This window comes from Sphingomonas koreensis, from assembly GCF_002797435.1.
Lineage (GTDB): Bacteria > Pseudomonadota > Alphaproteobacteria > Sphingomonadales > Sphingomonadaceae > Sphingomonas > Sphingomonas koreensis.
In genome coordinates, this window is record NZ_PGEN01000001.1 from 578364 (window position 1) to 599361 (window position 20998).

General features: G+C 67.5%; 14 protein-coding genes. 4 read left to right on the top strand and 10 right to left on the bottom strand.

Annotated elements, in window-relative coordinates:
* Window positions 1-157 precede the first annotated feature (157 nt).
* Together BDW16_RS02795 and BDW16_RS02800 are read right to left on the bottom strand one after the other, a co-directional pair.
* Window positions 158-2677, bottom strand: coding sequence for an ABC transporter permease (locus BDW16_RS02795; protein ID WP_066580165.1), 2520 nt, complete (start codon window positions 2675-2677; stop codon window positions 158-160).
* Window positions 2678-2682: 5 nt separating this feature from the next.
* Window positions 2683-3381, bottom strand: coding sequence for an ABC transporter ATP-binding protein (locus BDW16_RS02800; RefSeq protein ID WP_066580066.1), 699 nt, complete (start codon window positions 3379-3381; stop codon window positions 2683-2685).
* 8 nt (window positions 3382-3389) lie between these two features.
* Here BDW16_RS02800 and BDW16_RS02805 point away from each other — a divergent pair, with 8 nt between their 5' ends.
* Complete coding sequence (locus tag BDW16_RS02805; RefSeq protein ID WP_066580168.1) at window positions 3390-4109, top strand: arylesterase; 720 nt, start codon at window positions 3390-3392, stop codon at window positions 4107-4109.
* A 30-nt stretch (window positions 4110-4139) separates the two neighbouring features.
* Here the strand turns inward: BDW16_RS02805 and BDW16_RS02810 are convergent, their stop codons facing one another.
* The 6 genes from BDW16_RS02810 to BDW16_RS02835 are packed head-to-tail and all read right to left on the bottom strand — an operon-like array spanning window position 4140 to window position 13977.
* A complete protein-coding gene (locus BDW16_RS02810; protein WP_066580068.1) occupies window positions 4140-5312 on the bottom strand; it encodes a CaiB/BaiF CoA transferase family protein in 1173 nt (390 codons plus the stop codon).
* 4 nt (window positions 5313-5316) lie between these two features.
* Window positions 5317-6855, bottom strand: a complete 1539-nt coding sequence (locus tag BDW16_RS02815; protein WP_066580071.1) for a carboxylesterase/lipase family protein — start codon at window positions 6853-6855, stop codon at window positions 5317-5319.
* Window positions 6855-8642 (bottom strand): glycoside hydrolase family 127 protein, encoded by a 1788-nt coding sequence (locus BDW16_RS02820; RefSeq protein ID WP_066580170.1) that lies wholly within the window; start codon window positions 8640-8642, stop codon window positions 6855-6857. Before BDW16_RS02820 ends, BDW16_RS02815 begins: the two co-directional genes overlap by 1 nt.
* A 31-nt stretch (window positions 8643-8673) precedes the next feature.
* Window positions 8674-10815, bottom strand: coding sequence for a formylglycine-generating enzyme family protein (locus tag BDW16_RS02825; protein WP_066580072.1), 2142 nt, complete (start codon window positions 10813-10815; stop codon window positions 8674-8676).
* Window positions 10816-10827: 12 nt separating this feature from the next.
* A complete protein-coding gene (locus BDW16_RS02830; RefSeq protein ID WP_066580073.1) occupies window positions 10828-11775 on the bottom strand; it encodes a PfkB family carbohydrate kinase in 948 nt (315 codons plus the stop codon).
* Window positions 11776-11805: 30 nt separating this feature from the next.
* Window positions 11806-13977, bottom strand: a complete 2172-nt coding sequence (locus BDW16_RS02835) for a TonB-dependent receptor (RefSeq protein WP_083954366.1) — start codon at window positions 13975-13977, stop codon at window positions 11806-11808.
* Between the two features lie 227 nt (window positions 13978-14204).
* Between BDW16_RS02835 and BDW16_RS02840 the strand changes: the two genes are divergently transcribed.
* Genes BDW16_RS02840 through BDW16_RS02850 form a run of 3 tightly spaced genes read left to right on the top strand, consistent with a single transcriptional unit; the run spans window position 14205 to window position 18280 of the window.
* Window positions 14205-15026 (top strand): HpcH/HpaI aldolase/citrate lyase family protein, encoded by an 822-nt coding sequence (locus BDW16_RS02840; protein ID WP_066580075.1) that lies wholly within the window; start codon window positions 14205-14207, stop codon window positions 15024-15026.
* Entirely contained in the window at window positions 15023-17404 is a 2382-nt protein-coding gene (locus tag BDW16_RS02845; RefSeq protein WP_066580077.1) for a sodium:solute symporter, read from the top strand. Before BDW16_RS02840 ends, BDW16_RS02845 begins: the two co-directional genes overlap by 4 nt.
* Before the next feature lie 30 nt (window positions 17405-17434).
* Window positions 17435-18280, top strand: a complete 846-nt coding sequence (locus BDW16_RS02850) for a LysR family transcriptional regulator (RefSeq protein WP_255265774.1) — start codon at window positions 17435-17437, stop codon at window positions 18278-18280.
* A 129-nt stretch (window positions 18281-18409) separates the two neighbouring features.
* On the opposite strand, the gene BDW16_RS02855 is transcribed toward BDW16_RS02850, so the two are convergent.
* Complete coding sequence (locus BDW16_RS02855; protein ID WP_066580081.1) at window positions 18410-19948, bottom strand: sulfatase family protein; 1539 nt, start codon at window positions 19946-19948, stop codon at window positions 18410-18412.
* On the bottom strand, window positions 19945-20988 hold the full coding sequence (locus BDW16_RS02860) for an alpha/beta hydrolase (protein WP_241230582.1): 1044 nt from the start codon (window positions 20986-20988) through the stop codon (window positions 19945-19947). The genes BDW16_RS02855 and BDW16_RS02860 overlap by 4 nt, the downstream gene beginning before the upstream one ends.
* Window positions 20989-20998 lie beyond the last annotated feature (10 nt).

Genomic DNA, 20998 nt, shown 5'->3' on the forward strand with positions numbered 1-20998 from the left:
TCGGGACCCTTTGTCGAGGAAGCGCCCCGCCTAACGATGCCGCACCGCACAAAATACCGGCGCTTGGTAAGCAATTGTAACGCTACGTAACCGTCCGCCCGAAGGCTGGCCCGCACCGCAATTCGGCGAGCGGTCTTTGGCCGGGCTCTTTACGTTGCTATAGCCGCCGCAGCGCTTGTGCGGGTCGCGCAGACAGCACAGGCAGCGATCCAAGCAATCCGATACCGAGCGTGATCACGGCACCGGCGCCAAGCGTCGCCAGCACGACGCCCCAATCCGGAGCCCAGCGGAACTCGAACACGCCCGTGATCACATACCATGCTGCCGTTCCGCCAACGGCCAGCGCAAGCGCCGCCAGGACGAGGGCAAGCAGCGCATATTCGAGTGCCTGGGCAGCAAGGATTTGCCGCCGCGTCGCACCCAGTGTCTTGAGGATGACGCTGTCATAGGTCCGCGCCTGGCGCGAGGCGGCGATCGCCCCGATCAGCACCGCGATTCCCGCCAGGACGGCCACTGACGCCGACAACAGGATCGCGGTCGCCATCTGGTCCAGGATCGTGCGGACTTGCCCGATCACCTCGCTCACCGCGATGATCGATGCCGAGGGGAAGGCCGCGAGCAGCGCGCGCGATACGGCGCCCTCGTTCCGTGCGTCCATGTCGATCGTCGAGGTCAGGCTGTGCGGCGCGCTCGCCAGCGTATTGGGCGAGAAGACGAGCACATAGTTGAACCCCATCGTGTCCCAATTGACCTGTCTCAGCGACGCGATGCGCGCCTCGATCTCGCGACCGAGGATGCTCACCGTCATCGTGTCGCCCACGCTCAGGTTGAGGATGCGCGCAGCCTCGCGATCGAGCGAGACCAGCGCCGGACCGGCATAGTCCTTCGGCCACCATTCGCCCGCCACCAGTTCGCTGCCCTGCGGCAGCGTCTCGGCATAGGTCACGCCGCGCTCGCCGCGCAGAAACCAGGCGCCCTCCGGCAACGTCGCCAGATCGGCGACGCGCTGTTTGCCATAGGCGGTGATCGTACCGCGCAGCGAAGGGACGATGTTCAGCTTCGCCTCGGGCGCCTCGCGCTTCACCACGGCGGCGAAGCGATCCCGCGATTCCGACGGGATGTCGAGCACGAACTGGTTGGGCGCGCGCGCGGGCACGGCGCGACTGATCTCTGCGTCCAGGCTGGTCTGGATCGCGGCGAGCGTGACGAACAGGGTCAGAGCCAGCCCCAGCGCAATCACCAGCGCGACCGTCTGGGCACCGGGGCGATAGAAATTGGCGATGGCGAGGCGCAGCAGCGGGCGGCGGGGACGCGGTACGCGCGCAGCGAGCCAGCGGATCAGCGCGCCGATACCGAGCAGCACCAGCAACACTCCCGCGACCGCGCCGAGCACGGCGGCAGCGAACAGCGGCTCACGCGCGGCAGCAAGCGCCAGCGCGATGACCAGCCCGCCGGCGAGCGCGACCAGCAACAGGCTGCGCCGGTCGATCCGCCGGGTGCCCTCGACCCCGCTGCGCAGCTGCGCGGCAGCGGGATGCGTCCGCGCCCGCGCGAGCGGCGGCAATGCGAAGGCGAGCGCGATCAGGATGCCATAGGCTGCACTCGTCGCCAGCGGCAACGGATACACGCCGATCCCCGGCGCGACCGGCAGCAGGTCGCGCGCCAGGGTGACGAAGCCGATCGGCAGCAACGCCCCGACCGCGAGGCCCGCGATCACCGCAAGCGCTGTCGCGGCGCCGATCTGGAGCAGATAGATGCGGCTGATATCGCCTGAAGTCGCGCCCAGGATCTTGAGGGTCGCGATGCTGCCCCGTTTCTGCGCGAGATAGGAGGCGACGCCGTTGCTCACCCCGATCCCGGCGATCACCAGCGCGGCGAGCCCGATCAGCGACAGGAACTGTCCCATCCGCTCGAAGAAGCGCACCGCGCCCGGGGCGGCGCGGTCGCGATCCTTGTATTCCCAGCCGGCCGCCGGAAATCTCGACTTGAGGCGGTCCATCGCTTCCTTGGGCGCGATGCCGGGCTTGAGGCGGATCCGGTACTTGGTCTCGTACAGCGCACCGGGCTGAAGCAGCGCGGTGCGCTTGAGCCCGTCGAGCGATACGATGGCGACCGGGCCGAGGGTGAATCCCTCACCGACGCGATCGGGCTCGTCGGCGATGATGCCGGCAATGCGGAACTCGGCCTCGCCATAGCGGATGCGGTCACCGGACTTGAGCAGCAGCCGTTCGGCGAGAGACCGCCCGATCAGCACCGCGTCCGGTGCGAGCGGGGCGTACCGCCCCGCGGCGAGCGTCAGGCTGCCATAGAGCGGATAGCGCGTGTCGACCCCCTTGAGCTCGGTCAGCACGGCATCCGGCGCGCCGCTGGTCGGCGCCGCACGGCGCGCCATCGCGCGAGTACGGATCGTGTCGCCGACCGCCCCCAGCTCCGCGAGGGCAGCGTGCTCCGCAGCGGATGCCTGGCGCTGGGTCATCGCCACCTCGACATCGCCGCCCAGCAGGGCCTGGCCGCGCGCGGAGAGCTCCGCGGTAATCGAAGCCGTCAGGCTGCCGATCGTGGCAAGTGTCGCGACGCCAAGGAACAGGCACACCAGCAGCAGCCGCAAGCCGCGAAAGCCGGCATGAAGGTCGCGCCGGGCGATCTGCCAACTGGCCCGCCAGCCAAGCGCTTGCACGGCGCTCAAGCGGCGCTGTCCGCGACGATCAGGCCATCGCGCATCGTCAGCACGCGATCGCAGCGCTCCGCAAGCGCCGGATCATGCGTGATGATCAGCAAGGTGGCGTCCGCCGCACGCTGGCGATCGAACAGCAGGTCGACGATCGCGCCGCTGGTGGCGCCGTCGAGATTGCCGGTGGGCTCGTCGGCGAACAGGATTTCCGGGCGCCCCGCGACCGCACGGGCGATGGCGACGCGTTGCTGCTCGCCGCCCGAAAGCTGGACCGGATAATGGGTCAGCCGGTGGCCGAGTCCGACGGCGTCAAGCTCTGCCCCGGCACGTGCGAAGGCGTCGGGCGCACCGGCCAGTTCGAGCGGCACCGCGACATTCTCGTGCGCGGTCATCGTCGGAAGCAGGTGAAACGCCTGGAGCACGATACCGACGCGACCGCGCCGCGCGCGCGCCAGCCCGTCCTCGTCGAGCGTGCCATAGGCAATCCCCGCCACGCTGACCTCGCCGCCGCTCGCGCGCTCGAGCCCCGACAGGATCGCCATCAGCGACGACTTGCCCGATCCCGACGGCCCCAGGATCGCGACGCTGCTGCCGCGCGCGATATCGACATCTATCCCCTTGAGAATTTCGGTCGGCGCCTCGCGCGTGCCGAGGGTAAGGGTGACATTGCGTGCGCGGATTGCGATATCCGCCGCCGGATCAATCGACATGCTTGGAGATGACACCCTTGCCTAACAGACTTGCCCCATATGCGGGCGCGCTGCTGCTGCTCCAAGGGCTCGCGGCATGTTCGAGCGAGAATAATTCCGCAAACCAGACGATCGCGGAGACGCCGGGCGCGCAGAGCAACGCCACGGCCCCCTCGGAAGCCGCGAGCGGCCGGCTGATCGTCGCGTTCGGCGACAGCCTCTATGCGGGTTACGGCGTCCTGCCGCAGCAGAGCTTCCCGGCCCGGCTCGAAAAGGCGCTGGCCGCGCGCGGGGTCGCCGCGACGGTGCGGAACGCCGGGGTTTCGGGCGACACCAGCTCGGCCGGCCTCCGGCGGCTGGCCTTCACGCTCGACGGGCTCGACCGCAAGCCCGATCTGGTGATGGTCAATCTGGGCGGCAACGACATGCTGCGGGGCATCGATCCCAAGGAAACCCGCGCCAACCTGACCGCGATCTGCGAGGAGCTGAAGCGTCGCGGTATCCCGATCCTGCTCACCGGGATGGTCGCCGCACCGAATATGGGCCGCGACTATGCGGAGCGCTTCAACCCCATCTACGCCGATCTAGCGGAGCGCTACGACGCTGTCCTCTATCCCTTCTTTCTCGACGGTGTCGTCACCGATCAGCAGTTGATGCTGCCCGATCGCATCCACCCCAATCCCGCGGGAATCGACTCGATCGTGATGAAAGTGACGCCGCTGGTGGCGAGCGCCGTCGCGGACGAGTGACATCGGCGCGCCGGTGCTTCCGAAGCGACGCTACGGATCAGCCTTACCCCGGCCGCGCAACCGGTCGCTGTCCTCGTCGAGCAGAGGCGCCTTGAACGGATCGGGCCCCGGGGTGCGGCCGAACTTGATCGCGCGCGCGACGCCGCGATAGCTGCCGAGCACGGGGTGCGGGATGTCGCTCAACATCGCTTCGGCGGCGACCTGGGCGTCGTCGAACATGTCGTCGATCGACCGAGCGACCGAGCACGGGACGGCATCCCCGAGCGACGCCTCCCATTCCGCGGCCGTCCGTTCCATCAGCGCCGCGCGCAATCGCGGGATGATCTCGTCGGCATGTGCGGCGCGGCCCTTGACGGTGTCGAACCGTGAATCCTCGAGCAGATCGGCCAGGCCCGTCCGCTCGCACAAGGCGCGCCAGAAATGCGGCGTGTTGGCCGACAGATAGAGATGCCCCAAGGCTGTGGGATGCAGGCCGGTAATCCCGCCCGAACGCATGTCGCGGGAGATGCCGGGGTCCTCCCCTTCCGCGCGGATCAGCCGCGCCGACTGCATGGTGAGCGCGCTGCGCAGCAGCGAGACGCCGACATATTGCCCGACTCCGCTCCGCTCCCGCTCATACAGCGCCGAGGCGACCCCCGCCGCGACCAGCGCCGCGGCATAATAATCGACCGGCGAGCCATAGGTGATCTCCGGCGTACCCGGCGGCCCCTGCAGCACGCACATGCCGGTCATCGCCTGCAGCACCTGATCATAGCCGGCCTTGGCGCGCAGCGGTCCCTCCTCGCCATAGCCGGTCACGGCGCAGTAGATCAGCCGCGGGTTTCGTGCGGAGAGCGCCGCATGGTCGATGCCGAGCCGCTCGGGCACGCCCGGCCGGAAATTATGGACCAGTACATCGGCCTGATCGGCCAGGTCGAGCAGCACCGCCCGCTCGCCGTCCTGCTTGAGGTCCAGCACCACGCCCTGCTTGCTGCGGTTGACGCCGAGAAAGGCGCGGTTCTCGCCCGCCAGCGTCGAGGGATATTGGCGCAGATTGTCGCCGCCGGGCGGCTCGACCTTGATGACGTCGGCACCCTGATCGGCAAGCAGGCTGCAGCCATAGGGGCCCGCGATATAGGCGCTGAGGTCGAGTACCCTGATGCCGCTGAGCGGTCCGGCAGGCCCGGTACGGCGGGGGCTGGAAAAGGGGGAAGAGCCGCTCATCAAGTCAGGTTCCGGGTTGCGTATAGGGATAGGGTGCGAACAGCCGGCGCTGCCAGCCGCGCGGATCGCGAACCACGCGCGAACGGCGGTCGAAGACCATCGTCGCGCGATCGCGCAGGCGATAGGCGGGCCAGGCCGGAAGCCCGGGCGCGTTGGGCGTGCCGGAACGCGCAAAGGCGACGAACCGGTCCTGCATCGCCGCGCTTACCGCGCGCGATTCCGGCCCGGTTCCGGCGGGCGATCCCGCCAGCGTTCCGAACACGAACGGCATGTCGAGCGCATGGAACGCGCCGCGTACAGGCTCCACTGGCGAGGCGAAGTCGAACTGATAGACGAAGGCCGGGCGTCCCGCGCGGGCAAGCGCTTCGGCTTCCTCCAGCATCGGGCGCCAGCTGCGCCCGTCGCTTGTCGCCGCGAAGAAGACATCGGCAGGAGCATGGGCGGGAAAGCGGCGGCGATATTCGGCGACGATGGTTTCGACCGGCGCCTTCACCGGCAGCTCGGCCGCGATCTTCGCGCCGACAGCATCCCAGCTCAGCGTACGCATCTCCATGCTATCCGGGTCGAAATAGGCGCGGGTCTCGTCACGCGTACCGCCCAGCATCCAGGCGAGCTCGCGCGCCGCAGGTGCCGCACCGGGGCTGAACGGATGGCGCATCACGTTCCGGCGATCGAGGACGGGGCCCATATAGACCGGCGAATCCTCGAACGGGTCACGGGCCGAAAGCGCCTCGAGCAGCCGTTCGACCGGAACGGTCAGCGCTGGAGACACGTCCCGCGGCGAAGCCCCGAGTGCGGCGAGATAGGCCCGCGCCCGCTCGGTTGAGCGCTCGGCATCCGTCACGGCGACCTGCTGCCCACTCATCGTCGCAGCGCGATGGAACAGGCCGCGCGCTGCCGGCATCGCGGTGAGTGTGGCGATCTTGGCGCCTCCGCCCGACTGACCGAACATCGTCACCTGCGATGGGTCGCCGCCGAACGCCGCGATGTTCGCGCGCACCCATTGCAGTGCGAGGACGAGGTCGAGCTGTCCGTTGTTGCCGCTGTCCGGAAGGCGCCGGTCGAAGGGAGCGAGATAGAGATAACCGAGCGCGTTGAGCCGGTGGTTCACCGTCACCAGCACCACCCCCTTCCCTGCCAGCAACGCGCCGTCATTCTCGGGATCGGTGACGCTGCCGTTCGCATAGGCGCCGCCATGGACATAGACCATCACCGGCAGCCGTGCGCGCGCATCGGCCTGTGGCGTCCAGATGTTGAGGAACAGGCAATCCTCGGACTGCGGGCGGTACTTGCCCCGCTGGGGACAGGCGGGACCGAAGGCGGTCGCGCGGACCGGATCGCGCTCCGGCGGCACGGCCATAGCACGGCGGAAACGTTCGGCACGGCCGTAGCGAATGCCGCGAAACCGGGCGATACCGCCGACCCGTTCGCCGGTGAAACGGCCGGCCGGACAGGTCACCTCCGCGCCCCCGGGTGCCTGCGCAAAGGCGCGCGCGCCCAGCAGCGCTGCCGGTCCGGCCAGGAAGGCACGGCGGGCGAACATCAGCCGATCGTTTCCGGCGCGAGCTGCATCCAGGTCAGCCGCCAGGTGCCGTCGCGGCGTCCGCCCGCGCTGAACCAGGGTTCGAACGGAATGGGCGCGCGGCCCGCCGGCTTGAGGAACAGGATGCCGTCCTTCTCCTCGACCTCCGGCTCACCGTCGAAACGAAGCGTCTCGCTCAGCTTGTACCCATCGATCAGGCCCGTCGCCTGAACCAGCGGCCCCCGGGTGATCGCCAGATAGTCGTAGCGCATCACCTGCTGCGCCACCGGCGAACCATCGGGCGCAAGCGACTCCTGCACGTTGCGCCGTGCGGCGCGGTGCAATGCGGGGCGGATCGGCAGCGTCAGCACGACGCGATCGCCCGATCGCCAGCGGCGAACCACACGCGCATAGTCGCCGGCGGGCGCCGCGACTGCGTCCCCGGCAACCGTCAGCTGCGCACCATCGGCCCAATCGGGAATGCGGATACGCAGCGGAAACTCGGCCGGGCGGTCCGTTTCAACGACGATCTCGACCCTGCCCTCGAACGGGTATCCGGTCTCTTGCCGTACCCGTACGGCACCGCCGGGCAGGTTCAACCGCGCCTCGCCGGGCCCGAGCAGGTTGACCGCAATGCCGCCATCCGCCGTCACCGCATAGGCAATGGCGGGCAGTTCCTCGATCGCCATCGCCCCGCTCGACTTGCAGCAACGCCAGTAGGTGGTGTGGACGCGGCGGCCATTGGGGAAGCAGTAATAGCACCAGTCCTCCCCATCCGGGGCCTGCGCGCCGATCAGATCATTATAGGCGCTGCGCTCGATCTCCTGCGCGAATTGCGCCTCGCCGAGGATGCCGAGCAGCTCGCGGTTGAGCTGGATCCACGCCATGGTCGAACAGGTTTCGACATAGCCGTCGGGATCGAACACCGCCGCAGGGTTGAACACCTCGCGCGATCGATGCGCGACCCCGCCCCACGGCCCGCCGCCCAGCGTCAGATGATGATCGCGCACCGCGGTCCACAGGTTGCGGACGGCGGTGAGATACGTCTCCTCCCCCGTCGCACGATGGAGCTTGGCGAGACCGACGAGATTCCAGAGCAGCTGATAGGCCTTGCCGGTCGCGATCTCCGACGGATCGGCACCAGCCAGCGCCTGGCTCAGCAGCCGGTTATGCGGCTCGCCCTCCGCCTGCGCGACGATCTTCAGCGCAAGATCGAGATAGCGTTGCTCGCCGCTCGCGAAATACAGCTCCAGCGCCGGATCGAGCATCACCGTCGCGGACAGGCCGAAATGATTGCCCATGTCGGTGATGTTCAGCCCGTCTTCCGTCAGGGCTCGCCAGACGAGATCGCCGATCCTGCGCGCGGCGTCGAGATAAATGCCCTCACCCGTCACCCGCCACAGCTCGACCAGGCCCAGCGCCAGATAGGCGTGCGTCCAGATGTCCCAGGTGCGAAGGCTCGGCTCGCCGTTCCAGCTGACGGGCTTCTCCGGATGCCTTGTGGTGAAACGGCGCGGCGGCGGATAGTTGCCGAGATAGCCGTCCCGCCCCTGCCGCGCGATCAGCCAGTCGGCAACCCGCCGAACCCTGCCCAGAAGCGCCGTATCGCTGCTGCGCGCCGCCGCGCGCGATGCGGCGGCGAGCCACTTTCCGGCATGCTCGCCATACCAGTCGCCCCCTTCGTTCGCGGCCACCGTTTCGGGCGCGAAGATCGCGATGGCAGGGCTGGTCTCGTCGGTGATGAAATGGCTTAGCCGGCCAAGATGGTTGGCGGCGAGCGCATCGCCCAGCACGCCGTCCAGCGCCACCGCTCCGGGCGGCGCAAGGGTCTGGGCAGGTTCAGAGATCGACGGCACAACGGAACCCGATTCCGGCCGAGCGATCCTTGGACGGCGCCATCAGCAGATATTTGCCATGCTCGTCGAGGCGATAGGCCTGCGGGAAATACCAATGGCTGGTCTGCGGCTGATAGGCGCTCCCGCCGCGCAGCACGGCGCCGCGGACATGGCGGTCGCGATATTCGTCGGTCCATTCCCAGACATTGCCGACCAGATCCATCACGCCGAACGGGCTGGCGCCCGCGGGATGGCCATCGACGTCGGCGGGAACGGGCATCGTCCGGTCGAGGCATGGTTCCGGGACCGCGTCCGGGTTCCAGTCATTGCCCCAGGGATAAAGGCGCCCGTCATCGCCCTGCGCGGCATATTGCCATTCCCATTCGCGGCAGAGCCGCTTGCCCGCCCAGGCGGCATAGGCGCGGGCGTCCTCGATCCCGATCCAGGTGACCGGCTTGTTCTCCCACCCGGCGGGCGGCGCGCCGTCGATCCAGTGGACGAGGAAATTCTGCGCGTCTGTTGGCGCATAGCCGCTCGCGTCGAGGAAGCGCTTGAACTCCGCGTTGGTGACCGGGAATCTGTCGATCGCGAAGGCCGGGATGTTCACCCGGTGGCGATGGGTGCGGCGCGGATCGGGCTCCCACGGATACTGGATATCCACGCCCGCGGTGGCGTAGCCCTCGATCACCACACCGCGTACCTTGAAGTCGAACTCTGCGGCAGGGATCGCAATCATCCCTTCCGGTGCCGCACCATGGGGCGCGGTTGCCTCGATCTCGACCAGTTCCTGCTGCGCGGCAGCCCAGGCGGACGAGAAGGACGACAGCGGCGTCGCCGCGCGGTCGGCCATCGCCTTCAGGAATTCGGCAAGTCCGGGCTCCTCACCGCTCGCCGCCAGCACCGCGCCGAACCCGCGGCCGTCGATCGCCAACGCGATAATGGCACGATCACCCTCGATCCGCGGCGACAGCTCGGTGCCGTTCCAGACATCGTAATAGCGCGCGCCAGCGACATGCGGGACCTTGAGCTGCTCGCCCGTCACCGCGAACTCGCTGCGGTTGATCAACGTCCACAGCGTCCGCCCTTCACCGGGGAAACGGCTGGCGAAGATGCCGAACTGGAGCGTGCGTTCGTAGGGCCGCCAGTCCTTGCTCACGAACAGCGGCGCGAACCGGCGCTGCACCATCGCCACGCGCCGCAGCGTCTCGGCATCGCGATCGGTGATCAGGTTGACGAAGCCGAAGACATTCTCCCACGCGACATAGCCGATGCCGTTGAAGAAGGCATGTTGCAGGTCGTTGGTCCGGTTGCGGCTCCAGCGGTTCTCGATGTTGATGATGTGGCGCGGCTCGAGCCATTTGAGCTTGATGACGGTCGGAATGCTTTCGTCCGGCACCCGCTTGGTCCAGCTCTGCAGGTTCCACGAGAGGTGATGGTCGCCCGCCTGCGCGGTGGATTCGGGCTGAAGGATCACCGGCCGCCCGCGCGCTTCGCACGCGACGTGGAAGGCGCGCGGCACGCCCGAATAGGTGTCGCCGTTGATCCCGTCGGCGCCGGTCGCCGCGACCAGATCGGCCATCCGCTCCCAGTCCGGACGGTCGCCCTCGCGCGTGCCATTGTCCCACGGCATCGTCGGCAGGAACACCTTGACCCCGCGGCGATGGAAGTCCGCGACGACCTGCTTGAGTGCTTCGACCCCGCCCGGCAGCGCGTCGGCCAGGTCGAACTGGCTGCGGTCGTCGATCCCGATATTGGGATAGATATACCAGGGCAGTACGCTGTCGATCCCGCCGAACCGCGCCTCGAGATCGTCGAGATAGCGGTCGACCGTGTAGCGGCCGGTGTCGGGATCGTAGAAATAGCGATCCTCGACCATCAGCAGCGCATGGACGAAATTGCCCTGCGCCCAGACCAGGTCCGGATGGCGGTACAGGCTGTCGTCGAAGCCGATGCGGATCAGGTGCTCGCGCCGCCATTCGATCAGGCCCCGCACCCATTCATCGGCCTCGCCATCGGCGTCGATCCGCCAGCGCCCCATCTCCTGGAACGGCCAGCCCAATGCCTTGCCCGGCGTGGGCAGATAGGGGCCGGTCAGCGCGTGGCTGAACTTGTAGTCGCTGGTGGTGCGGATCGGGTGGTCGGTCATCGGGATCGGGATCTACTCGCTTATGCCGCAATAGGCGGCCAGTGTACGCGCATCGGCTTCGGCCGCATCGGCCAGGAAAGCGGCGACTTCCGCCGCCGTCGGAATGCTGGTCTGCGCGCCGGCGCGGGTCGCCGACAGTGCCGCCGCGGCCGCCGCCCGGCGCAGCGCGCCGAGCAGGTCGGTGCCGCCCGCCAGCGCCGCACCCAGCACGCCACAGAAGGTGTCGCCGGCCGCCGTCGTGTCGGTCGCCGCGACCGAAAAGGCTGCCTGCGAAATCAATGTTCCATGATCGGCCGCACAGCAGCCGCGCTCGCCCAGGGTCACCACGGTGGTGGCGACGCCGGTCCGCGCGACCCGCTCGGCGATGCTGCCCTGCTTGCCGGTGATCGCCGCCAGCTCTTCCTCATTGACCACCAGCAGATCGACCAGCGCCAGCAGCTCGGCCGGAAGCGGCTGCGCCGGCGCTGCGTTCAGCATCACCCCGACGCCCGCGACCCGCGCCGCCCGCGCATAGGCGATCACGCTCGCGATCGGGGTTTCGAGCTGAAGCAACAGCCACGACACCCCTTCCAGCGACGGCAGATGCTCCGGCGCCAGCTCGCCATTCGCCCCCTGGGCGACGGTGATCGCATTCTCGGCCCCGTCCGACACGGTGATCAGCGCCGCGCCGGTCGGGCGGGAGGCCCGAACCACGTGCAGGCTCACTCCCGCCGCGCGCAGCGAATCCTCCAGCACCCCCGCCGAAGGATCGTCACCCAGCGCAAGCAGCATCGCGGTGTCCGCGCCGCCGGCACGGGCTGCCGCGACCGCCTGGTTGGCGCCCTTCCCGCCCGGCACGACCGACAGGTCGCCGCCCAGCACCGTCTCGCCCGGCGCCGGGATGTGCGGCGCGCGGACGACGAAGTCGACATTGGCGGATCCGGCGACCAGCACCCGGCCGCCGGGCGTGGTCCCGGTCATATCGGTCCTCTTATCAAAGGTGGCGGAGCTTCAGAAATCGCTCCTGAGCGTCAGCGACACCGTCCGTCCGCGGCCCGCGAAGTAATTCTGGAAGAAATCGATCTGCGAGAAGGCGAGGAAATAATATTTGTTGAACAGATTCTCCACGCCCAGCGAGACGGTGCCGACGTCCTTCATCTTGTACTTGGCGGTCAGGTCGAACAGCGTGCGGCCGGTGGTCCGCTCGGTGACGGTCTGGCCCGTCCGGACGGTCCGGTCGAAGGTCTTGTCCATCCCGAACGAGAGCGAGACGGCGTCGGTGGGCGTCCAGGTCGCGCTCAGGTTCAGCTTGTCCGGCGCGATATTGACGATGCCGAGCTGGACGTTGAGCGGGCGGCTCTGGAAGTTGGCCGGGCTCGTATAGCCCTCGAGCGAGCTGTAGACCGCGTTGAAGCGCAACTGCGAGATCGGCCGGACCTCGGCGGTCACGTCCCAGCCCTTGACCCGGATCGGGCGGCGGTTGAGCACGAAGTCGAGCGTGACCGGATCGACGCCATAGGTCGAGCCCAGTTTCGAATAGGAATTGTAGCGCGAGATGCCGAAGCTGCCCCAGCTGCCGCGCCAGTTCACCCCGACTTCCTTGTTCTCGAACACCACCGCCTGCAGCTCGTCAAAGGTGCTCGAGACCGACTGGCCCGGCGTGCTGATATTGCGCAGCGGGATGCCGACATTGGGCAGCGTGAACCCTTCGCTGTACGACGCGAATGCCGAGAAGCCATGGCCCAGCCGGACGATCACGCCGCCGTTGAGCAGGGTGTTCTTGTACTTGAGCTCGCCGCCCTTCACCGCCTGGCGGCCACGGAAGAAGGTGGTGGTATAGTCATCGACCTTGATCGTGCCGTTCTCATGGCGAACGCCGCCCGACAGGGTAACCGCGCCGATATCCCAGGAAAGCTGGGCATAGGGGCCGAAGCTCGTATATTTCATCGGAGGAACCCAGACCCGGTTGGTCAGCGCCAGCCGCTGCTCGGTCTCGTCATGCACCGCATCGATGCCGACGCGGACTTCAAGGCCGTCGATCAGGAAATTGGGCCGCGAATAGGATGTGCGCAGGCCATATTTCTCCGACCGGATCTCCGACTGATCGACCAGCGTGCCGATCGGCGCGATCAGCGGGTCCTGGCGGTCGGTGCTGTTCTCGCCGCCGAAGCGCATCGCCTGCTTCGCATAATAGCCGGTCATCACCAGATTGCCGCCGAACAGGTCGGTATGCGTGTAGGTCAGTGCGCCCTGGATGAACTCGTTGAACTCCTCGCGCAGCACGTCCAGGCCATTGACCAGCAACGGGCCCGGCTCGGCAGTGTCGGGAAGCCCTGTCGCACGGTTGCCTGCGACATAATGATAGCCCCCCTTGCTCGCGAGCTTGAAGTAGCTGCCCGTCGCCTCCAGCCGCTGCACGCCGGCACTGCCGAAATCGGTGCCGACCTTCAGGAAGAAGTTGCGCTGCGTCGAATCCGCCAGCGAGCTCGACGCGGACAGGCCGATGCGGCGGCCCTTCGCGTCATAGGTCATCCCGCGATCGACATAGGCGGCGGCGACGAACACGTCGAACGCGCCGCCCTTGTAGGCGATGTCGCCCTTGATGCCCCAGGTCTCGCTGTCGTCACGGAACTGGCTGCCCAGCCGGCCGCCGATATTGGCGTGGAAGCCGTCACGGGTGGCGCGTCGTGAGATATAGTTGATGACGCCGCCGGCCGCGCCGATGCCTTCGGCCGCGGAAGCGCCGCCGATGACCTCGATCTTCTCGACCGTAGACATGTCGGTGAAGGTCGCGTTGCGGCTGCCGTCGCGCAGCGGGGTCGATTGCGGCACGCCGTCGAACAGATAGAGCGCGGTGCGCCCGCGCATCGTCTCGCCCAGCGTGTTCAGCGTCTGGTTCGATTCCGAATAGCCCGGAACGGTCTTGGCCAGCACCGCGGTATTGTCCTCGGTGATCGCAAGCGAGCGCTGCAATTCGGCGGGCGAGATCACCGTGATCGCGCCGGCGATCTTGTCGACCGCCTTGGGCGCACGGTTGCCCGTGACGATCACGTCCTTGGAATTCTCGTCGGCCTCCTCGGCTGCGGCGGCGCCATCTTGCGCATCGACCTGCTGTGCCCAGGCCGGCATAGCGACCCCGCCCAGCATCAATGCTGCGGCCGTGGCGCGTGCGAAACTCCTCATCGTCCCCTCCCAATTCTTATGGTTCGTTATCTGCGCGCTATCCTATGCCGCCTGCAGGGCGATAAAACCGGGGTTGTGCTGCGTTCATACCCGACAATTTGTGCGGTCCCGATTGGCCCACCAATTCGGAACGCACATTTCCTGCGGTGTGAAACCAGCATCAATTTCCTCCATGCGCGGTTATCGATGACGCAGATCGGGATCGACCCGGCGGGGAGGATGTGTTGATGCGCAGCAAGCTGTTCGTGCCCTGCTCGCGTCCCGAGTTTTTCGACAAGGCGCTGGCGAGTGCGGCCGACGCGCTGTCCTTCGATCTCGAGGATTCGGTACCGGCGGACGGCAAGGCGGCGGCGCGCGCGCGGCTCGCCGCGTTTCTCGCCAGCGACGCGGTACGCGGGACCCCGAAACGGATCATCGTCCGCGTCAACGATCCTGCCGGGCCCGATTTCACGGCCGACATCGAAGCGATCCGGAACTGCCGTATCGATCTGATCAACCTTCCCAAGATCGAGGATGCGCCCGGCGTGATCGCCGCGGCCAATGCGACCGGCAGGGCGATCGGCCTGCTCGTCAATATCGAGACTCCACATGCGCTGATGCGCGCAGCCGCGATCGCGAACGCGCATCCGCGCGTCGCGGGATTGCAGGTCGGCCTCAACGATCTCTTCGCCACCCTCGGCGCCGACCGCCGCGATCCGCGCGCCGTGCATGCGGCGCTGTGGCAGATCAGGCTCGGCGCAGCTGCTGCGGGCATCTTCGCCTATGACGGCGCCTGGCCCGACCTTGCCGACGAAGCGGGGTTCCGCGCAGAGGCCGGGATGGCGCAGGCGCTCGGATATATGGGCAAGAGCTGCATCCACCCGCGCCAGATCGCCGCCGCGAATGAAGTGTTCGATCATACGCTCGACCGCGCCGTTGCAAGGCGGCTGGTCGCCGCGGCGCAGGCGGCCGCACTGGACGGCCGCGGCGCATTCCTGTTCGAAGGACGCATGGTCGACCGGCCGATGATCGCGCAAGCGCAAGCCCTGCTCGCCGGAGACGACGCATGACCGCCCGCCTGTTGTCCTGGCCGCTGGCCGTCCTGCTGCTGGTCCTGACCTCCGTCGCTCCCGCAATGGCGGGCACCGGGGCGCCAGTGTCGAGCAAGACGTCCCCCCTGCCCGCCTTGCCGGATACGGGGGACCGGATCCGGCTGGCCGGTGTGGACGGGCAGCCCGTCGTTCTGGACGGGCGGCGCGCGTTCCGGCTGTCCGCGGACAAGCGCCGCTGGGAACCGTTGCGTGCAGACGCGCTTGCCGATCTGGGCGAGATCGCTGCCGCGAGCGACGGCAACCGTACCGTGCTGATCGCGGGCCGGGGCGGGGTGGCCGAACGGATCGTCCGGTTGACTATTGCCAATGACGGGCTTGCCGTCCACCCGCTCGCAGCCCTGCCCGTCCCGCTGCACGCGGCGCAGGCAGCGATCCGCGACGACAGCATCTGGCTGGCCGGACTCGGCCCCGACGGCGCAGCCCGGCTGTACAAGGCTTCCCTCTCCGCCCCCGGCCGCTGGGCGGCGCAGGCCGCATGGCCGGGCGGCGCTGCGCCGGTCGCGCTCGGCGCGCAGAACAAGGGCGTGTTCGTAACGCTGGCCGACGGCGCGCAATGGCGCTGGTTCTCCGACAAGGGCTGGCGCGTCGGGGCAAGGGCGCCGGCGGCGATCGTGCCGGGATCGACGCGGGCGATCGGACAGGCCTATCTCCTCTATCTCGGCTCGGGCGCCGACGGCGCGACGCGGCTCTACAGTTACAGCGCGATCACCGACGCATGGGCCGCGCTCGGCGCACCGCAGGCGGGAACGCCGCAAGCCGCGGTCAGCTATGGCGAGGGTCTGCTGGCCGCGCGGAGCAATGCGAACGGCCTCGCATTCACCACCACCGAACTGGTCAGCGAACGCCAGTCGCTGGCGCTGCTCGATTGGCTGATCATCGGCGTCTACATGTTCGGGATGCTGGGGGTAGGCTTCTACTTCTACCGTGGCGCCAAGAACGGCTCGTCGAATGAGTTCTTCCTGGGGAGCCGGTCGATCCCGGCCTGGGCGGCGGGGATCAGCATGTTCGCGGGCAGCATCAGCTCGATCAGCTATCTCGCCATTCCGGCCAAGGCGTACGAGACCAACTGGCAGTACATCATGTCGAAGATGTCGACGATCGCGGGCCTGATCTTCGTCGCGATCATGATCGTGCCGCTGTTCCGGCGGCTCAATCTCGTGTCGGTTTTCAACTATCTCGAAACGCGCTTTCACCCCTCGATCCGCCTGCTCTCGAGCGCGCTGTGGATGCTGATGCAGATCGGCGGGCGGATGGGCATCGTGCTGTTCCTGCCCGCGATGGCGATCGGCACGATCACCGATACCAACATCGTCGCCTGCATCGTCGTCGTCGGCATCTTCACGATCATCTACACCGCGCTCGGCGGCATGAAGGCGGTGGTTTGGACCGACGTGTTCCAGGTGATGGTGCTGACCGGCGGCGCCTGTTTCGCGATCGGCTTCATCATCTACCAGCTCGGCCTGATGCCGGTCGTCGAGACCGCGCGCGCGTTCGAGAAGACCGACATGGTCAATCTGAGCTTCGATATCACCCAGCCGACCCTCTGGGGCTTCCTGATCCTGGTGCTGTTCGACGTGGTGCTCACCTTCCCCAAGGATCAGGTGCTGATGCAGCGCGTGCTGGCGACGCCGTCCGAAAAGGAAGCGAGCCGCTCTGTCTGGGTGTTTGCCGTCGTGCTGCTGCCCAGCGCCTTCATGTTCTACATCATCGGCACCGTGCTGTTCGCCTATTACCGGGAGAATCCCGCACAGCTGAACCCGATGCTGCCGATCGACGCGGTGTTCCCGGCCTTTATCGGCACCGAGCTGCCCGCCGGCGTCACCGGCCTGATCATCGCGGGCCTGTTCGCGGCGGCGATGGGTACGCTGTCGGGCATCATCAATTCCGTCGCGACCCTGCTCTCGGTCGATTTCTACGGCAAGTTCCGCAACCCCACGCAGGAGCAGACAGTGCGCTTCGCCGAGTGGATGAGCGTGGTGGTCGGCCTGATCGGCATCGGCATCGCGATCATCCTGTCGCGGATGGACATCCATTCGCTGCTCGACCTGACGATCGAGCTGTTCGGGCTGCTCGGCGGCAGCTGCGCGGGGGCCTATACGCTCGGCATGTTCACTCGACGCGCCAACTGGCAGGGGGTGGCGATCGGCATCGTCGCCGCATCGCTGCTGACGCTGGTCGTGTGGATCTTCGGGCTGATCCATCCCTATTGGTATCTCGCGCTGGCGATCATGGCCTCGATCGTGATCGGCTATCTCGCAAGCCTGCTCTTCCCCCCGCCCAGCCATTCGCTGGAGGGCCTGACCATCTACGATAAAGCGCGTAAGCAGGCGGCCTGACCGGAGAGAGACGCCATCGACATCAACTTCCTGCGCACCTTCGTGGCCGTTGTCGAGCATGGCTCGATGGCGGCGGCGTCGCGTGCGCTGACGCTCAGCCCGTCGGCGGTCGCGCAGCAGCTGCATGCGCTCGAACGCGAGCTGGGGGCACCGCTGATCGTGCGCGTCGGCCGCACCGTGCGGATGACCGAGCAGGGCGACCGCATCCTCGCTCAGGCCCGTCAGCTGCTCCGCGATGCCGCCGATCTGCGCAGCCTCGCCCGCGACGGCGATCTGAGCGGCGAATTGCGGCTCGGCGCCTGCACCACTCCGCTGATCGGCATGCTCCCCGAGATCCTTGCAAGGGTCAGCGCAAAATTCCCTCAGATCAACGTCCACATCCGCTCCAGCCACTCGGCCCAGCTCTATGCGGAAGTGGAAGCCGGGAACCTCGATGCTGCTTTCGTGCTCGAAGCGCCGCATCCCCTGCCCAAGACCTGCGAGTGGCGCGTGCTGCGCGAGGAGCAGTTGGTCGTGCTCGCGCCGCCTGCGCTGGCAGATCGCGACCCGCACGCCCTGCTACGCGAAGAGCCGCTGATCAGGTACGACCGCAACCAATGGGGTGGCCGTCGCGCCGACGAATATCTGCGCGCATCGGGCATTATCCCGCGCGAACGGTTCGAACTCAACGCGCTCAATGCGATCGCGGTGATGGTCGACCGCGGCCTCGGCGTATCGCTCGTGCCCGACTGGATGCCACCCTGGCCCGAGGGACTAAACCTCAGCCGCCTTCCCCTGCCCGGCGCACCGGTCGGCCGGCGAATCGGTATCGTCTGGTCGCGCGCCACGGTTCGCCTCCGGCTGGTCGATATCCTGCTGGACGAGATCGAGCGTTGATCAGCCGTCGTCGCGCTGGCTGACACGGGCATGTGGTCCGGCTGCTGTTGCGCACGATCGGGCGCACCGAAATACGGGTCAGCGGGTATTTCACCCCGGGGCTATCCGCCGAATATCGGGCGGGCAGGCCTATCGCTCGAATTGCGGCGGAAACGGCGCGCCCTTTGGCCCCCTGGCGCTGCGCAGCACATTACGCCCCTCTGAATCCGCGCTCAGCGGGATCTGCATCCCGTCGGTCTCCTCGAGCAGCTTGAACAGCTTCGCGCCCATCCGCTTCGCCAGCGCCTCATGCCCCGGCCGGGCGAGCAGATTGTCGTTCTCGTGCGGATCGGCCTCAAGGTCGTACAGCTCGTCCAGATCCCAGATGCCGTGGAAGCGGATATATTTGTAGCGGTCTTCGCGCAGCGCGTGGACGGTCGGGGTCTGGGGGAAATTACGCTCCCAATAATATTCATAGACCAGTTCCTTGCGCCAGGGCACCGTCTCGCCGCGCGCAAGCGGAAGCATGTTCGCGCCCGCCATGCTCTCCGGCGCGGCGAGGCCGGCGGCGGCGAGCATCGTCGGGGCGACATCGATATTCGCAACCACCTGGTCGACCGTCCGGGGCCCGAACAGCGCCGGGCAGCGCGCGATCATCGGTACGCGCATCGATTCCTCATATGCCGCACGCTTGTCGATCAGGCCATGCTCGCCGAACATGAAGCCGTTGTCGCCCATGTAGAGGATCAGCGTGTCGTCGAGCTCGCCGCGCTGCGCCAGCAGATCCATGATCCGCGCCAGCCCTTCATCGACCGCCAGCAAAGTCTCCATATAGGCCTTGTAGTAGTCGGCGATGTCGAGCGTCGAATGATAGGGGAAATCGACGCCGTGCCAGCTGTTACGCTGGTTCTCGACCCACATCGGCCGGCCGGGCATGCCGGGCTTCATATTCTCCGGATATCGGAACTTCGCGTCCCTGTAGCGCCCTGCATGGCGCGGCGCCGGGATGAATTCCGAATGCACCGCCTTGTGCGCCAGGTGCATCATCCACGGCCGCTTGCGGTCGCGCTTGCCGATCCAGTCGAGCGCATAGTCGGTCAGCTCGTCGGTAATGTAGCCCCGTTGCGGCACCTTGCGTCCGTCGACATTCAGGCCGTCGGGATGCGGCATGTAGTGGCCCTGCCCCTTAAAGCTCACCCAATGGTCGAAGCCGGGCTGCGGCCGGTCGGTCTCCGCGCCCATATGCCATTTGCCGATGAACGCGGTCTCATACCCCGCGCGCTGGAGATACTCCGGGTAGTAGGTCAGGCCCGGCGGGATCGGATGGTTGTTGTCCACCACGCGGTGCTGGTGGGCGTAGAGGCCGGTGAAGATCGACGCGCGCGAGGGCGAGCATAGCGCAGTGGTGACGAAGGCGTTGCGGAAATGCACGCCCTCGCGCGCCAACCGGTCGAGCGTCGGGGTCTCGCCGAAATCCTGGGTCTTCATGAACCCCATCGCGTCGAAGCGATGGTCGTCGGTCAGCACAACCAGGATGTTGCGCGGCCGCGTGCGCGGTATGCGCTTGAGGAGGAGGCTCCTCTTCTGCGCCGCCGGCGCGGCGGCCGCGTCCGCTGCCCAGCTATAGAGGCCGAACGCACCGCCGCTCCCTGCGAGAAGGACGCCGCGCCGGTCGATTTCGTTGCTCATTTCCGTCTGCCCAGATGCGTGTCGAAGAACCGCGTGATGACCCGATATGCCTCGATCGATTCGGGCATGTCGGGCCACACGAAGAAAGCATGGGGCAATCCGTCGAACAGGAACAGCTCGCTTGGCACGCCTGCCTGCGCCAGCCGGCGATGCGCCAGCGTCAGCGCGCTCGCCGCGAAGTCGCGGCTACCCGCCAGCAGCAGCGTCGGCGGGAAGGCCTTGATCTCGGCGTCGGAGAGCAGCGGGTACGCCGCCGCATCCTCGCCCGCGACCCCGGCCATATAGGCCGTTGGCAACAGCTTTGGCAGCGGCCCGGCCGGCGGCACGGTGCCTTCGGCGATCGGCCCGGCAAGATAGGGGCTGTCCCCGCTGAACCCGGCTGCGGTTCCGCAGAAGGTGCCGATCGCGCCGGGGCGCGGCAGCCCCTGCTTGCGGATCCACGCCACCGACTGGGCGGTGATCACCCCGCCCGCCGAGCAGCCATAGATGCCGATCTGCTCCGGCCGGTATTGCTTGAGCAGCGCGCGATAGACCGCGGTCACGTCCTCCGACGCCGCCGGATAGCGATGTTCGGGGGTCAGGCGATAGTCGACCGTGACGACCTTGATCCCCATGGTCGCGGCGATCGGGATCGCCTCGACCAGCGCGCCGCTGCCCGATCCCCACATGAACGCGCCGCCATGGACGTTGATCAGCACGCGGTCCTTATTGCCCGGTGTGATGCCCGCGCCGGGTACGACGACATCCACTGCAACTCCGCCCAGCGACGCCCTTTCCTCGCGGGTCCGGAAATGCCGCCGCATCTCCGCCAGCCGGTCGTCATTGTATTTCTGATAGAAGGCCCGCTGCCGCGCGATGTCGTCCTTGAGGTCGGGTGCCCGCGCCGCACGCATCCGCAGCAGCACAGACTTCGCCTCCTCGCTCAGCTGGTCCGAGGGCGGCAGCGTGAAGGCGGGAACCTCGACGGCGGCGCTATCCTGCCACGCCAGTGCCGGTGCTGCGGCGAACAAGGCGAGCAGCGCGCCGAAGACCCTCATCATATCGATGTCC